Below are 15,542 nucleotides of genomic sequence, written 5' to 3' on the forward strand. Positions count from 1 at the left end.
AGATCAAGCTGGTAGTGCCCCAACCGAGGCAATCCGTGAGAGAGGAACCACATGCGCATTCGACGAATCCTCGCCGCCGTCATCGCCACGGCAGCCCTCGCCGGACTCGGTCTCACAGGCGCCACCACCGCCACCGCACAGGGTGCCCCATCCGTCGTCACCCCTTCTGAGTGCAAGCAGGGCGGCGGAACGCCCGCGATCAATGACGCGGGCAACTACTGCAAGGGCGGTACCTACGACGGACAGCAAGTCGACTAACGCCACAAGGCGCCCCGCGGCCACGCGCCGCGGGGCGCTCCCGCGTAGGAATGCACTGCAACAGCGCAGTTACACCGGGATACGTACATCCCTAGGAATTGTCGTACTGGGGCTACCTGCGTATGCGGACTGTCGGCCGGCGGACGCTGCATGGAGGACCGACACGAGTAAGGAACACCCTGCGCCGGCGCCGCCTCAAGGCGAGCGCGGGTGGGATCACGCACTAGCGGGTGGTCCACCAAGTCGCGGCGGACCCGGCTGCCGTGGTGATCAGCGCGACAACCCATCCCGGTACGCGCTGAACCGTCAAGTGGAGTCCACCACAGCGGAGTTCGATCTGAGGGCGCTGCTCTGTGCTTCGCTTCATGCCCACTAGTCCAGCACGCTGCCCAAGCCGGGAGTTCATTCGAAGGGGTGGCGAATGGTGTCGTTTCTTTGAGGGCGGGACGCCGTTTTGCGGGTCGTCAGCCAACCCGTGAGCACGGACCCTCCGTCCTGTCGGTTGCGGATGGACCCCGCCCCCTTGTCCTGTCCCCCGGTGCCCCGAGCTGACCACTGGTGGCCTCCGTGAGGCCGCACATGACTCCGCCCCAGTACGGGGGCCTTGGGTGGCTCGCACTGGGGCGGCATGCGGTGCGCGGTCACGCCTCCCAGACCGCGGCCGCCGTCCGGTCGTCGGCGTACCCCTTCAGGCGGAGCTGGGTGTCCGCGAGGAAGGCCGCGAGGCCGGGCGGCTCCCCCTGGGACCAGCGGGCGGCCAGCTCGGCCGGGAGCAGGCCCTCCTCGCGCATCGGGTCCGCGAGGCCGCCGGAGCACAGCAGCAGGGTGTCGCCGGGGCGGGCGACCGCCGCACGGAAACGGAAGCCGCCCGCCTCCTCCGGTGGGCCCTCGGGCAGGCCGGGCTCCAGGTCCTGCCAGCGGCCGTCACGGAGCCGGAAGACCCCGCCCGCGCCGGCGCCGAAGCAGATCCGGTTGGGGCAGGTGGCGTCGAGGGGCAGGAGCAGCCCGCGCAGCCCGGCCGTGTACGACTCCTCGGCGAGCCCGAGCTCGGCGGCGCGGGCCCGCAGCCGGCCGTAGCCCCGGTCGGTGAGGCGCTGCAGCCCCGAGAGCAGGGCCTCGCGGCGGCCGGCCCGGATGTCGTCGGCCAGGCGCTCCCGGCTGCGTCCGACGGCCGCCGCGACGGAGTGGCCGAGCTCGGCGGCGGCCTCGCGGGCGCCGGGGGCGGCCCGGTCCCCGCCCGCCAGGACCACCAGGACCAGGGCGTCGTCGCCGCTGCCGAAGCGGGCGGTGAGCAGGAAGTCCCGGCGGGCCTCACCCCGGTAGCGGGCGGAGTCCCCGCGCAGGGAGGCGGCGCGCAGGGTGTACGTGCCGTAGCGGGCCCCCTCCAGGACGGTGTCCGGGGTCAGGAAGTCGAGCGCGGCCGGGTCGGCGGCGGGCAGGGCGCCCGGCTCGGCGGCGTAGGTGGGGGCGCGGTCGCCGAGGTGGCGGCTCTCGGGCCGCTCGGCCGCGTCCCGTACCGGGGGCGGGGCGGGGGCGGGGGCGGGCCCGGGGGCCGGGGGCGGGGCGGGCGGTGTCCCCCACCGCCCGGCGTCCTGTGCCGGGGGCACGGTCACGTCCCCCTGCGCGTAGCCGGTCTCCCCGGCCAGCCGCGGATCCCGCCACCCGGGCGGCCCCCCGCGCTGGCCGGGGAGCCCGCCCCCGTGCGGCGCGGCCGGAGCCGGCGGGAACCCCGGCACGACGGGCGGCAACGGCGGGGGCTGCGGCGCGACGGGATCCACCGCCCCCGGAGCCGGAGGCGGAGGCAATGACGGCGCTGCGGACCCGCGTGGCGGCGCCGGGGGCGCGGGTGGCGGCGCGGCGGGATCCACCGGCCCATGACCCCGGGGGTACGGCGAAGCCCCGGGCGGCGGTGGCGGGACCGGGTCGGGCCGCCGCGCGGCGGGGTGCGCGGCCCCCGCAGCCGGAGGCAAGGGCGGGGCCGGGGCCGGATCGAACCCGGGCGGCGGGGGCGGGACGGGCTCGCCCCCGCGCGACGGGGCGGCCGGGGCCGGGGTTGGGGACGGGGGGTGTGCCGGAGGCGGCGGGCCCGGCTCCGCGCTGCGCGGGGCCGGCACTGCCGGGGGCTCCGGGCGTGCGGCGGCGTCCGGGGCCGGGGGCTCCGGGGCGTGGTCGGGTGCCGGGTCGGTCATCAGGACCGACGCCGAACGGAACCGGTGGTCCAGGGTGTCCCCCGGATCAGGTTCGGGGACCGCGTCCGGATCCTCGTAGAGCTTCTGCCACCAGTCCTCCGCGCCCTGCTGACTCATGTCCCCATTCTCGGCCCGACCGGGCGGCGGAAAACCCCGAACGCGCGAAAAGGGTCCACCGGGCCGCCGCCCGGTGGACCCCTTCCGCATGACCCGTACGGACTAGCGGACTTCGTACGCCCGCGCGACCGTCTGGGTGACCGTGGCGCCGTTCGCGTCGGTCAGTTCGACCTTCAGCGAGACCGGCTTCCCGGAGGCCCCGGCGTGGTCGACGACTGCGGTCCAGCGGCCGCCGCCCTCGGCCGTCCGGGCCTCGGTCCAGTGCTCACCGTCGTAGGAGTACGACAGCTTCGCCGACTTCAGGGCCCCGGGCGCGTAGCCCGCGTGGCCGGTGACGCTCAGCCCGATGCGCTGCCCGTCCGCCGCCGGGACCGTCTTCATGCCGTCCAGCGGGGCCGCGTACCTCGGGAAGAGGATCGGCAGGCCCTGCGAATAGGCCGACGCGTCGAGCTTCGAGGTGAAGCCCCAGCTGGTCGTGACGGAGGTGGACCGCTGCCAGGTGCGGGTGGGCGGGCCGATCTTCTCGATGGACTGGGTCAGTTCGTAGCGGCCCTCCTCGGCCGGGACCTCGAACACCCCGAACGGGTACCAGCTGTCGCCGATGACCTCGCCGTCGCGCTTGAGCTGGAGGCCGCCGATGTCCCCGAAGGAGCCCGGCTGGGCGAAGTGCGAGCCGTCGCCCCACATGGCGGGGGCGAAGCCGATCAGGTTGCCCTGCCGTTCGGCGGCCAGCGCCTCCTTGCCGGTGCGTTCGCGCGGCGCCACCGGGCCGGTCACGCCGTCGTACCAACTCGCCGTGCTCCGGCCGCCCTTGGTGTAGGTGCGCTGCTCGCCCGTCATGAACTCCCCCCAGGGGAAGCTGCTGGACAGGAGCTGGTCCCAGGCCGTGTCACCGGCGGTGTAGAACTCGGCGCGGCGTCCGGGTACGGCGACGGTCTCGATGGAGCCGAAGTACACGGCGGTGCCGATCGGCCGGTAGGCGCCGGCCAGGTCGATGAAGTCGGCTGCCACACCCATGGAGTTGTAGGTGCTGTCCACCTGGCCGAGGTCGCGGTCGCGCACCTTGTACGTGTGGGAGCCGCCGCCGACCGGTCCGGTCTCGGGGAAGGCCAGGGAGTAGACGTAGGGGCTGCGCGCGGTGCCCTTCCACTCCAGGGTGACCTTGCCCGCGGCCAGCTTCGCCAGCAGGGCCTTGCCCTCGGCGGCCTCGACGGCGAGCGCGGGCAGGGCGCCGCCCGCGAAGCCGGTGGAGGGGACCCAGCGGCCGGGGGCCTCGCGGTAGCCGAGCACGGCGACGGCCCCGGCCTTCTTCGCGTCCTCGGCGACGGTGTGCAGGGCGCCGTCCTCGGTCCTGACCAGGGCGATCGCCCCCTTGGCCCCGGCCGCGGCCAGTTCCTCGGGCGTGCCGGTACCGGCGTCGACCAGGGGCGCGCTGCCGTGGCCGTCGAGGTTGTCGCTGCCGGTGGACGCGGTGAGCGGGTGCAGCACCGGGCCGCCGGACGCCTTCAGTTCGGAGAGTACGGGCGCGCCGGCCCGCCAGTAGCTGCCGAACTCGAACTCCCCGTCCCCGGCGCGGCCTTCGACCAAGGCGTAGTAGCCGCGGACGGTGCGGCCGCCCATGGCGGTGCCGGCGTGCAGCCACACTCCGCCCCAGCTGCGGGCGAAGGCGAGGGTGGTGCTGCGGGCCTCGACCGGCCTGTCGGCCTCCACGCTCAGGCGCCCGGCCTTGCGGGCGTCCAGCACGACGGTCGTGTCCTTCCTGATCTCGGTCTGGGGACGGCCGAGGTAGGTGAGGGAGTCGGTCATGGTCGCGCCCTCACCGGCGTCGTGGGTCCCGACGAAGGCGGAGAGGAAGTACGCGCCGGGGCGGACCCGGTAGACCTGGTCGACGGAGCCGTCGTTGAAGCGCCTCTCGCCGGTGGCGTCGTCGGTGCCGATGACGTCGAGCGAGGAGGGTCCGGCGGCCGGCTCGCCCGCACGGTCGAGGAGCTTGACGCGCAGGGTGACGGTCTCGGGCTCCACGTACAGGGAGAAGGGGGTGGAGACGCGCACCCCGGCGGCCGTGGCGACGACGCGGCCGGTGACGTCCCCGTACTGGGAGCGCTCCAGCTTCGCGGCCGGGTCGAGGGCGAGGGGCACCTTGACGGTGGCCCCGGCCGGGACGGTGACCGTACGCCGGTCCAGGCGGGCGACCTGGCCGCGGACGGCCGAGCCGTCGTTGCCGGTGACCTTCTCGACGGAGAGGCTCAACACGACGGGCTCGGTACCGGTGTTGGTGTACGGGACCTCGACGCTCGTACGGTCGCTGCGGTCCTGCGGCCAGTGGTACGCGCCGCCCTGCACGGCGGGGGCGCCGAGGACGGTGGCGTCGACCGCGGCCTTGACGTCGAGGCGGCCGCCGCCGGTCTCCCGTACGTCCCCGGGGACGGCGGTGTCCGCGGAGCCGACGAGGGCGGCCTTGAGCTGCTGCCCGGTCCAGTCGGGGTGGCGCTGCTTGAGGACGGCGGCGGCCCCGGCGACGTGCGGGGTGGCCATCGAGGTGCCGGACATGGACTGGTACGCGTACACCCCGCGCCCGCCCATGTTCGCGGCGGAGATCCCCACGCCGGGCGCGGCGATCTCGGGCTTGAGGGTGTGCTGGAGTCCGGCGGGGCCCCGGCTGGAGAACACGGCGGTGCTGTCGTCACGGTCGACGGCGCCGACGGTCAGCACGCTCGCGGCGCAGCCCGGCGAGGAGACGGTGTTGTTGCCGGGCCCGGAGTTGCCGGCGGCGACCACGAACAGCGGTCCCTGCCGGGAGAGTTGTTCCGCGGCGGCGGCCAACGGGTCGTCGCAGGCGGTCTGCGAGGGGTCGCCAAGACTCATGGAGACGACATCGGCATGGCTCGCGACAGCCCACTCCATCCCCGCGATGATCCACGAATCCAGGCCGTGGCCCTGGTCGTTGAGCACCTTCCCGCTGATCAGCTCGGCGCCGGGCGCGACGCCCTTCTTCGCCCCTCCGCTCTCGGCCCCCGAGCCGCCGACGGTGGAGATGGTGTGGGTTCCGTGCCCCTGGCGGTCGATATCGCTGTCGGAGTCGGTGAAGTTCTTCGACTCGCCGACCCGCCCCTTGAGGTCGGGGTGTTCCAGGTCGGTGCCGGTGTCCAGGACGGCCACCTTGGCGCCCTTGCCGTCGTACCCGGCGGCCCAGGCGGCGGTGGCGTTCACCTGCTTCGTGGAACGCTCCAGGTTCGCCTGGACCTTGCCGTCCAGCCACAGCTTCTTCAGCCCGCCGGCGGCCCGCGAGCGGCTGCCCGCCGACACGTCGGCCCAGAAGTCGGCGGCGTGCTCCTTGTCGGCCGACAGGGCGACGGCCCCGATGGAGCCGAGCACCAGTGACCGGTCGGCGCCGCGCGGCACGGGCGGGGCGTTGCGCGCCACCGCCACCGAACCGTCGTAGACGGCGATCAGCGGGAGCTTCTTGCTGTGGGCGTCGTCGTAGCCCTGCCGGATCAGCCCGGTGACGTTGAAGAGCTCCGGGTCCACGGCGCCCGCGGCGAGCGCCTTGACGGCGCTCTCGGGATAGGCATAAAGGTCCTTGCCGCTCTGCCGGGTCTGGACGACGGGCTGCGCGCCGTTCTCGCGGGGCATCGCGGTGGCGGCGGTGCGGCCGGCGGCGTCGGTCGAGACCAGGACCCGGTCTCCGGTGACGAGGGTGACGGTGACGGGCGCGGCGGGCCGTTCCCCCGCCTCCCCGCTCCCGACGATCGGTCTCTTCCCCGGCCCCGTGTCGCTCGGCTGTGCCGCCGACGGGCCGACGGCGGTGACGGCGAGGGCGGCCGCTGTGGCCGCGCCGAGTGCCGTGCGCGATATCGGGCGCATCGCTCTCCCCAGGTGAATTCCGGCCAACTGCCGTAATGCACGGCAAAGCTGACGGATGTTGGTGCTGCGGTGGCGACACCTTGGCAGAGAGCAGGGGGGTGCGGTGATGATGTTCACGGCGGGTTTGCGCCGTGGCCGCTTCCCGCCAGGAACGGCACGAGATGGGGGTGGACGGGTTGCTGGGTGCGATAGGCCTGGACGACGGGCAGGAGTCGGCGTACCGCGCGCTGGTGGCACTGGGGGCGGCAGAGGTACCCGACCTCGCGCACCGGCTGACGCTGCCGGTACCGCAGACCGAGCGGGCCCTGCGGCACCTGGAACGGCACGGACTCGCCGCCCAGTCCTCGGCCCGCCCGGGCCGCTGGGTGGCCGCGCCGCCCGGCGTCGCCCTCGGGGCCCTGCTCACCCAGCAGCGGCACGAACTCGAGCAGGCCGAGCTGGCCGCCGTGCTGCTGGCGGAGGAGTACCGGGCGGAGGCCGCCGAACCGGACGTCCACGACCTCGTGGAAGTGGTCACCGGGGCGAGCGCCGTGGCGCACCGCTTCCACCAGCTCCAGCTCGGCGCCACCGAGGAGGTCTGCGCACTGGTCACCGGCCGGCCCCAGGTGGTCACCGGCACCGACAACGAGGCCGAGGAACGGGCCTCCGTCCGGGGAGTCGAGTACCGCGTGGTCATCGAACGGGAGGTGCTCACCCTGCCCAGCGGCATCCGCGAGGCCTCGACGGCCCTGGCGCGCGGGGAGCGGATCCGGGTCACGGCCGCCGTCCCGACGAAACTGGTCATCGCCGACCGGACCCTCGCCATGGTCCCCCTCACCGCGCGCGGGGCCGAACCGGCGGCCCTGGTCGTGCACGCCTCGGGCCTGCTGGAGTCCCTGCGCGGCCTGTTCGAGGCGGTGTGGCGGGAGTCCCTGCCGCTACGGCTCGGCACGACGGGCCACGTGGAAGAAGGGGACGGCGGCCCCGACACCGTCGACCTGGAGATCCTCTCCCTGCTCCTCGCGGGCATGACCGACGCCAGCGTCGCCAAGCACCTGGAACTGGGCCTGCGGACGGTACAGCGGCGCGTCAAAGGCCTCATGGAACTGTCCGGAGTGACCACCCGGCTCCAGCTCGGCTGGCACGCCTACGAACGGGGCTGGGTGGCCCGATAGCCACCGGTCGGTCACGCTGGGCAGATGGATCTGCCTCAGCTGCTCCTGGTGGGGCTGGTGCTCCTGCTCGGGCTGCTCGGGGTGATGGTCCCCGGCGTGCCGGGGACCTGGCTCGTCTGGGCGGGAGTCCTGTGGTGGGCCCTGCACGAACGCTCCGGCCGCGCGTGGACCCTGCTGGTCGCGGCGACGGCCCTGCTGCTGGTGGTCCAGGTCGTGAAATGGCTGCTCCCGCCGAGGCGGCTGCGGGGCGTGGGCGTCACCCGCCGGATGGCGGTGTACGCCGGCACGGGCGCGGTGCTCGGCTTCGTGCTGCTGCCGGTGGTGGGGGCGGTGCCGGGGTTCGTGGGCGGGATCTACCTGTGCGAGCGGCTGCGGCTCGGGGCGCGGGGGGAGGCGTGGGCGTCGGTCCGGGCCGTGATGCGGGCCGTCGGGACGAGTGTCCTGGTGGAACTCCTGGCCTGCCTGATGGTGGCCGGGGCCTGGCTGGGGGCCGTCCTCACACCCCGCTGACCCTGCCCCTGCCCTGGCCGGGCGGTACCGGATGTCCCGCTGCGCGGAGCTGTCCCCTACCCGCCCTTCCACCGTTCCCTGGGGCTCCGCCCCAGACCCCGCGCCTCAAACGCCGGCGAGGCTGAATTCGACCCGAGGGGTCGGGGACGGGGTGGGGTGTCGTCCGGGATGTAAAACGTGATGTGTTGGCGCGCGGTGCCGCCCCACCTGACGAAGCTGCGGAGGGGGCGCCATAAATCATGCCCATCCCGGACGGCACCCCACCCCGTCCCCGACCCCGGCCCGGCCAGGGCTACGGGCGGCCGCCCCGCTTCGCGGCGTAGTTCGCTCGGCCCACCGCCGACTTCATGCGCCAGTCGCGGCGGATCTCCGACCGCAGCCGGGCGTCCGTCTTCGCGACGATCCGCTGGTTCTCGCGGAGCAGCTTGCGGTAGCTGTCCAGGCGGCGTTCCGCCAGCGCCCCCGACTCCACCGCGGCCCGCACCGCGCACCCCGGCTCCGCCTCGTGCGCGCAGTCGTGGAAGCGGCAGTCGGCGGCGTACTCCTCGATCTCCGAGAACGCCTGCCCGACGCCCGCCTGCGCGTCGTACAGGCCGACGCCCCGCAGCCCCGGGGTGTCGATGAGGACTCCCCCGCCCGGCAGGGCGAGGAGGTTGCGGGTGGTCGTGGTGTGGCGGCCCTTGCCGTCGACCTCTCGGATCTCCTGGACCTCCATGACGTCCGCGCCGAGCAGCGCGTTCGCCAGCGTGGACTTGCCGGCGCCGGAGATCCCGAGCAGCACGCTCGTCCCGTCGGCGACGACCGCCGCGAGCACGTCCGTACCCTCTCCCGTGTGGGAGGAGACGGTGAGCACCTGGACCCCCGGGGCCGCGTTCTCGACGTCCTCCACGAGGTACGAGAGCGCGGTCGGGTCCGGGACCAGGTCCGCCTTGGTGAGGACGACGAGCGGCTGCGCTCCCGACTCCCACGCGAGCGCGAGGAACCGTTCGATGCGGCCGAGGTCGAGCTCGACGGCCAGCGACACCGCGATGATCGCGTGGTCGACGTTCGCGGCGAGGATCTGCCCCTCGGAGCGCTGCGAGGAGGTGGACCGTACGAAGGCGGTCCGGCGCGGCAGGTACGCCTTGACGTAGCGCGGGTTGCCGGCGGGATCGACGGCGGCCCAGTCGCCCGTGCAGATGACCCGGAGCGGGTCGTGCGGGGTGACGAAGGCGGTGTCGGCGCGGACGGTCCCGTCCGCGGTGATGACGTCGCACTGGCCGCGGTCCACGCGGACGACGCGTCCGGGGAGGAGTCCCTGCGCGGCGTACGGGGCGAACTCGGCGGCCCAGGTCTCGTCCCAGCCGAGCGCGGTGAGGGAAGAGGAGGAAAGCGAGGAAGTCAAGGGGAACCCTTCACAGGGTGGCCCCGGCAGCGCGCGCTCACGGGCGCGCGGAGAACGATGAGGTCAGCCGGAGACCACGGGGGTGAGATTGATGGTCTTCTGAGTGCGGGCAGCGCCCTGCGCGACGACAGTCATCAACGAACTCACCTCCGGATCATGCACAAACCGACGGTTCCGCACCGTCCGGCGGGAACGGCTTCACCGTAACAAGCCCCTTCCCCGGGGCGCCAATTCTTTTTCCTGTCCGTGTCCTTCAAGACCCCCGCCCCCACCCCGTGATCGGCCTGGTCGTCTCCGACATGGCCGCCTCGCTCGCCTTCTACCGCCGCCTGGGGCTGGACGTGCCGCCCGGCGCCGAGGACCAGCCGCACGTGGAGGCCGCCCTGCCCGGAGGCCTGCGCATCGGCTGGGACACGGAGGACACCGTGCGCTCCTTCGACCCCGCCTGACTGGTCGGCGTACCCGGCGGCGAGGGCGACCTCGGCCCGCGGAAGTCCAGGTCCGGCTCGCCGCTCAGTGCTTGCGGAGCCGGGACGTGTAGTCGTCGGGCGGCAGGAAGTTCGACCAGCGCTCGGGGAACTCCGAGGGCATCCCGGCGTCCTCGTCGTCCTCGGACTCCCCCTCGGCCAGGGCCCGCCAGGCGGCGGCGCGGGCGACGAGCTGGGCGGCCTCCGCCTCCCGGACCCGTTCGTTGGCCTCGCGGGCGGCGGCCGTGGCCACGGACGGCCAGACCCGGTCGATGGCGGCGTTGACGGCGGCGCCGACGAGGACGGCGAAGGCCGAGATGCCGATCCACAGCAGGATCGCCACCGGCGCGGCCAGCGAGCCGTAGATGGTGGGGCCCTCGACGGTGTTCGTGAGGTAGATCCGCAGCAGGAACGAGCCGAGGACCCACATGGCGAGCGCGACGAGCGCACCGGGCACGTCCTCGATCCACGGCGACCGCACGGGCACGGAGACGTGGTAGAGGGTGGTCAGGAAGGCGATGGAGAGCAGGGTGACCGTGGGCCAGTACAGGACGGCAATCACCTCGGTGCTCCAGGGCACGAGGCGGACGACGGCGTCGGGTCCGGCCACCATCAGCGGCAGTACGACCGCGCCGATGAGCAGGGCGATCACGTAGAGCAGGAAGGCGAGGAGCCGGGTCTTGACGATGCCGCGCTGCCCGTCGAGGCCGTACATGACGGTGATGGTGTCGATGAAGACGTTGACGGCGCGGGAGCCCGACCACAGCGCGAAGGCGAAGCCGAGCGAGATCAGGTCGGGGCGGCCCCGGCTGGTGACGTCGTCGAGCATGGGTTTCGCGATGTCGTTGACGCCCCGGTCGGACAGGACGGTGCCGACCGCGCTCAGGATGTTCTCCTCGATGCTGGCCACGAAGGTGCCGCCCGTCCAGCCGTCCACGTAGCCGAGCAGGCCGAGGAGGCCGAGGAAGAGCGGGGGCAGCGACAGCAGCGTGAAGAAGGCCGCCTCGGCCGCGAGTCCGAGGATCCGGTACTCGATGCAGGAGTTGACGGTGTCTTTGAGCAGCAGCCAGGCCATCTTGCGCTTCGACACGTTGCGGTAGAGGGCGCGGGCCCGGTGGAGCCGTCCTGGGATCCGCTCGGGTGTTTCTTTTGCTGGCTGCACGTCCTTACGGTATCGGCATGGCAGCCACCACCCACACAGTCAGCAACCAGGCCCCGCCCCTGGTGGGCTACGAGGTCTATCTCGGCGACCGGGCCCTCAGCGAGGGCGTGGAGCGTCACCTCGCCGACGCCGGGCCCGAACTCCGCGACGAGGTACGGGCGGAGCTCACCTCGCTCGGCCGCGCGGCCGGTTCGGCGCAGGCCCAGGAATGGGGCCGGCAGGCGAACGAGAATCCGCCGGTGCTCCGGACGCACGACCGCTACGGGAACCGGATCGACGAGGTGGAGTTCCACCCGGCGTGGCACCGGCTGCTCGGGCACGCGGTGACGGCGGGGCTCACCGACGCCTGGGGGCGCCCGGCCGGGCACCTGCGGCGGGCGGCGGGCTTCTTCGTGTGGTCGCAGGCGGAGGCGGGGCACGGCTGCCCCGTCTCGATGACGCACGCGGCCGTCCCGGCGCTGCGGACGGATCCGGAGCTGGCGGCGGAGTGGGAGCCGCGGCTGACCTCGCACGTCTACGAGGAGGGCCTGCGGCCGGCCGGGCAGAAGGCCGGGGTGCTGTTCGGGATGGGGATGACGGAGAAGCAGGGGGGCAGCGACGTACGGGCGAACACGACGTCGGCGGCGCCGCTGGACGCCTCCGGGGAGTACGTGCTGACCGGGCACAAGTGGTTCTGCTCGGCGCCGATGTCGGACGGGTTCCTGGTGCTGGCGCAGGCTCCGGGAGGGCTGACCTGCTTCCTGGTGCCGCGGGTGCTGCCGGACGGGACGCGCAACGTCTTCGCGGTGCAGCGGCTGAAGGACAAGCTGGGCAACAAGTCGAACGCGTCGAGCGAGGTCGAGTTCGACGGGACGTGGGCGCGGCGGGTGGGCGAGGAGGGCCGGGGGGTGCGGACCATCATCGAGATGGTCGCGGCGACCCGGCTGGACTGTGTGATCGGCTCGGCGTCGCTGATGCGGCAGGCCCTGACGCAGGCCGTCCACCACGCAGAGCACCGCTCTGCTTTCGGAGCACCGCTCATCCGGCAGCCGCTGATGCGCAACGTCCTCGCCGACCTCGCACTGGAGTCCGAGGCGGCGACCGTCCTCACCCTGCGGCTCGCGGCCGCCTACGACGCCGGTACGGAAACCGAGCGGGCCTTCCTGCGCCTCGCGGTGCCCGCCGCGAAGTACTGGGTGACCAAGCGGTGTACGCCGATGGTGGCGGAGGCGCTGGAGTGCCTGGGGGGCAACGGCTACGTCGAGGAGTCCGGGCTGCCCCGCCTGCTGCGCGAGTCCCCCCTCAACTCGATCTGGGAGGGCTCGGGCAACGTCCAGGCCCTGGACGTGCTGCGCGCCCTCCAGCGGGAGCCGCAGGCCCTGAACGCCTTCCTCCAAGAGGTCGGCCTGGCCCGGGGCGCCGACCACCGGCTGGACGCGGCCATCAAGAACCTGCTGACCGACCTGGCCGACCTGCACGGGATCGAGGCCCGGGCCCGCCGGGTCGTGGAGCGCATGGCCCTGGTGCTCCAGGGGTCGCTGCTGGTCAGGTGGGCCCCGCCGGAGGTGGCGGACGCGTTCTGCGCCTCGCGGCTCGGCGGGGACTGGGGCTCGGCCTTCGGCACTCTGCCGCACACCCTGGACCTGGGCGCGGTGGTGGAACGGGCCCGGATCGCGGTCTGACACCGGCGGCGAGGGGCCGGACCGGGGCGACAGGCGGACCGGATCGGCGTTCGGGCCGCCGGCGGCCGCGGGGCGGGCGGGCCCCGGCCGGTTCACGGACCACCGCGGTCCCCAAACCGCCGTGGTCCCCGAACCGCCGTGGCCGTGCGCCCGGACCGTCGTGATCCCCAAACCACCACGGCCGCGCACCGCCCCGCGCCGGGTCTCGGCCCGGTGTGACGGGACCGGGGGTGGCGCCGCGCCGACTCGGCACCACCCCTGGTCCGAGAAGCCCCGAGGAGGAGCTGTCACGCCGCTCTGCGGCGTGCCGATAGTTTCGGTCGGGTGACCGGGGGTTGGCGAGAGTTGCATACGGTTGCAACCCTTCAAGCCTTCGGTCCGGTTCGGAAATCGCCCGCCGCACGTGCCCGGGGAAAGGGCGCGTACGGGAACCGCGGGCGGCTTCCGCAGTACGTCCTGTTCAGCACGGGGAGGTTCCGGTGGCCAACACCGCAGGCAGCGCCGTAGACGTGGCGCGCATCTCGGCCATGGACGCGCGGGAGGCGGCGCGTCTGCTCAAGGGGGTACGGGCGGCCGCGCTGGCCGGGGACCGCCCGCCCGCCGCCCCGCGCCCGGAGATCGCCGAGTCCTGGCGGCGGATGCTGGCCGGCGGGGTGCACCCCGACCGGGACGCCCGCTCCCGGCTGCTGTCCGCCGCCGAGACCGAGGAGCGCCGGCAGGTGTCGCCGCTGCGGGAGATCCTCCCGGTGCTGCGCGAGGGGCTGCTGCCCGCGCTGGACGAGGCCCTGCACATCATGGTCGTCGCCGACGCGGACGGCCGGCTGCTGTGGCGGGAGGGGCACTCCTCGATCCTGCGCAAGGCGGACCGGCTGGGCTTCGCGGTGGGCGCCGACTGGGACGAGGCGGTGGTGGGGACCAACGGGGTGGGCACGGCCCTGGTGGCCCGGCGGCCCGTCCAGGTGTTCTCGGCGGAGCACTTCGTCTCCAGCCACCACGACTGGACCTGCGCGGGTGCCCCCGTACGCGACCCGAGGGACGGGCAGCTGCTCGGCGTGGTGGACGTCAGCGGGCCGCTGGCCACCATGCACCCGGCGACGCTGGCCTGGGTCAGCTCCGTGGCCCGGCTCGCGGAGCGGGAGCTGCGGGTGCGCCACCTGGAGTCCCTGGAGCGGCTGCGGACGGTGGCGGCCCCGCTGCTGGCCCGGCTGCCGGGCCGGGCCGTGGCCGTGGACCCGCACGGCTGGACGGCCGCGGTGACGGGGCTGGCCCCGGCGGACCGGATCCCGCTGCCGAAGACGGTCGGTCCGGGCCGGCTGTGGATCCCGCAGCTGGGCGACTGCGTGGCGGAGCCGCTGCCGGGCGGCTGGCTGCTGCGCCTCGCCGAGCCGTGCGCGACGGGCGCCGCGGTGAGCCGGGTGGTGCTGGACCTGAGCGGGCCCCGGTCCTGGTCGGCGACGGTGTACGGGGCCGCGGGCAGCTGGTCGCAGGAGCTGAGCCCGCGCCACGCCGAGCTGCTGTTCCTGCTGGCGGAGAGCCCGCGCGGGCGCTCGGCGGCCGAGCTGGCGGCGGAACTGTTCGGGGACCCGACGCGCACGGTGACGGTCCGGGCGGAGCTGTCCCGGGTCCGCCGACACCTGGCCGGGGTGCTGACGCACCGGCCGTACCGCTTCGCGGAGGACGTGGAGGTGGAGCTGATCCGCCCCCGGGACCCGGCGCGGCTGCTGCCCCATTCCACGGCCCCGGCGGTGGTCCGGGCCCGGCTGGGCCGCGCCGGGCAGGCCGTGATTCCCTGAAGCGCATGAGCACCATCACACTCACCACCTGGTCCCTCGAAATGAACGCGCCCGAGGATCTGGTTCCGGCGGCCGTGCCGGGCCCGGAGATCCGCATCGAGCGGGCCGAGGTCCCCTCGCCCGAGTTCAGCCGCTTCCTCTACGCCTCGGTGGGCGGGGACATCCACTGGACGGACCGGCTGTCGCTGACCCGCGCCCAGTGGGTGGAGCAGCTGGGGCGGCCGGGCGTGGAGACGTGGGTGGCGTACGACCGGGGCACCCCGGCGGGGTACGTGGAGCTGGACCCGCAGCCGGACGGTGTGGTCGAGATCATGTACTTCGGGCTGCTCCCGGACTTCCGGGGCCGGCGCATCGGCGGGCACCTGCTGACCTTCGGCACGCAGCGCGCCTGGGACCTCGCGTCGCGCTGGCCGGACCGCGAGCCCACGCGCCGCGTCTGGGTCCACACGTGCAGCCAGGACGGCCCGACGGCGATGGACAACTACCGGCGGCGCGGGTTCAAGGTCTTCCGGACGGAGACCGAGGAGAAGACCGACACCCCGACCCCGGGTCCCTGGCCCGGCGCCTGACCCCTGCCCGGAGGGGCGGGGCGGGGGGCTGCTCCCCGCCCCGCCCCTCTGGACGTAACGGCTGATTCCGGCCATCCTGAACCGAGCGCCGGACGATGGTGCGGGAGTGACGCGAGGGACACCGCCGCGCACTCCCCGGGAGCCCCACCGAGGCTCCGTACGAGGCCAGAGGGCATCCGACCAGGAACCCGGCCAGGTGACCCCGATCACGTGATCCCGTCATCCGAGACGACTTCGTCCGCATAGTGGACAGTAGTGGACTCCTCCAATCGGCCCATGACACGCTTCCGCCATGAATGGAGCTGGAATCGCCTTGGTGAGTCGACGTCACGTCGACCTCGGCCGCATGTCCAGCGCCATCTGTCCGGCACGCTGACGGAACCAGCCACCGCCGCACGTCGCCGTCGTCCCCGC

General features: G+C 73.9%; 11 protein-coding genes and 1 pseudogene. 8 read left to right on the plus strand and 4 right to left on the minus strand.

Translation table 11 applies throughout. The features are described from left to right. Positions 1 to 51: 51 nt before the first annotated feature. A complete protein-coding gene (locus OOK31_RS07090) occupies positions 52 to 258 on the plus strand; it encodes a hypothetical protein (protein WP_267011468.1) in 207 nt (68 codons plus the stop codon). 641 nt (positions 259 to 899) lie between these two features. On the opposite strand, the gene OOK31_RS07095 is transcribed toward OOK31_RS07090, so the two are convergent. Further along, positions 900 to 1,865 carry a protein phosphatase 2C domain-containing protein gene (locus tag OOK31_RS07095; RefSeq protein WP_267011469.1) on the minus strand — a complete coding sequence of 322 codons (966 nt, stop codon included), beginning with the start codon at positions 1,863 to 1,865 and terminating at the stop codon, positions 900 to 902. Between the two features lie 801 nt (positions 1,866 to 2,666). Further along, positions 2,667 to 6,428: a S8 family serine peptidase gene (locus OOK31_RS07100; RefSeq protein ID WP_267011470.1), complete on the minus strand. Its 3,762-nt coding sequence runs from the start codon at positions 6,426 to 6,428 to the stop codon at positions 2,667 to 2,669. A gap of 176 nt (positions 6,429 to 6,604) precedes the next feature. On the opposite strand from OOK31_RS07100, the gene OOK31_RS07105 reads away from it, so the two are divergent. Together OOK31_RS07105 and OOK31_RS07110 are read left to right on the plus strand one after the other, a co-directional pair. Further along, positions 6,605 to 7,582, plus strand: coding sequence for a helix-turn-helix domain-containing protein (locus OOK31_RS07105; RefSeq protein WP_267011858.1), 978 nt, complete (start codon positions 6,605 to 6,607; stop codon positions 7,580 to 7,582). A gap of 24 nt (positions 7,583 to 7,606) precedes the next feature. Beyond that, positions 7,607 to 8,092, plus strand: coding sequence for a DUF456 domain-containing protein (locus OOK31_RS07110; RefSeq protein WP_267011471.1), 486 nt, complete (start codon positions 7,607 to 7,609; stop codon positions 8,090 to 8,092). Positions 8,093 to 8,384: 292 nt separating this feature from the next. Here the strand turns inward: OOK31_RS07110 and rsgA are convergent, their stop codons facing one another. Continuing rightward, on the minus strand, positions 8,385 to 9,476 hold the full coding sequence (gene rsgA / locus OOK31_RS07115; protein WP_267011472.1) for a ribosome small subunit-dependent GTPase A: 1,092 nt from the start codon (positions 9,474 to 9,476) through the stop codon (positions 8,385 to 8,387). A 299-nt stretch (positions 9,477 to 9,775) separates the two neighbouring features. On the opposite strand from rsgA, the pseudogene OOK31_RS07120 reads away from it, so the two are divergent. After that, positions 9,776 to 9,919 (plus strand): annotated as a pseudogene (locus OOK31_RS07120) (glyoxalase); the annotation flags it as partial. A gap of 70 nt (positions 9,920 to 9,989) precedes the next feature. Here the strand turns inward: OOK31_RS07120 and OOK31_RS07125 are convergent. Continuing rightward, positions 9,990 to 11,105 carry a YihY/virulence factor BrkB family protein gene (locus OOK31_RS07125; RefSeq protein WP_267011473.1) on the minus strand — a complete coding sequence of 372 codons (1,116 nt, stop codon included), beginning with the start codon at positions 11,103 to 11,105 and terminating at the stop codon, positions 9,990 to 9,992. Between the two features lie 17 nt (positions 11,106 to 11,122). Between OOK31_RS07125 and OOK31_RS07130 the strand changes: the two genes are divergently transcribed. The 4 genes from OOK31_RS07130 to OOK31_RS39350 all read left to right on the plus strand — a co-directional run bounded on the left by OOK31_RS07130 (position 11,123) and on the right by OOK31_RS39350 (position 15,504). Further along, complete coding sequence (locus OOK31_RS07130; RefSeq protein ID WP_267011474.1) at positions 11,123 to 12,766, plus strand: acyl-CoA dehydrogenase family protein; 1,644 nt, start codon at positions 11,123 to 11,125, stop codon at positions 12,764 to 12,766. Between the two features lie 527 nt (positions 12,767 to 13,293). After that, positions 13,294 to 14,559 (plus strand): GAF domain-containing protein, encoded by a 1,266-nt coding sequence (locus OOK31_RS07135; protein WP_267011859.1) that lies wholly within the window; start codon positions 13,294 to 13,296, stop codon positions 14,557 to 14,559. Between the two features lie 5 nt (positions 14,560 to 14,564). Next, on the plus strand, positions 14,565 to 15,128 hold the full coding sequence (locus tag OOK31_RS07140; protein WP_267011475.1) for a GNAT family N-acetyltransferase: 564 nt from the start codon (positions 14,565 to 14,567) through the stop codon (positions 15,126 to 15,128). A 292-nt stretch (positions 15,129 to 15,420) separates the two neighbouring features. Next, entirely contained in the window at positions 15,421 to 15,504 is an 84-nt protein-coding gene (locus tag OOK31_RS39350; protein ID WP_312847410.1) for a putative leader peptide, read from the plus strand. Positions 15,505 to 15,542: the final 38 nt, after the last annotated feature.

Origin of the sequence: Streptomyces sp. NBC_00249, from assembly GCF_026342355.1 — a bacterium.
Lineage (GTDB): Bacteria > Actinomycetota > Actinomycetes > Streptomycetales > Streptomycetaceae > Streptomyces.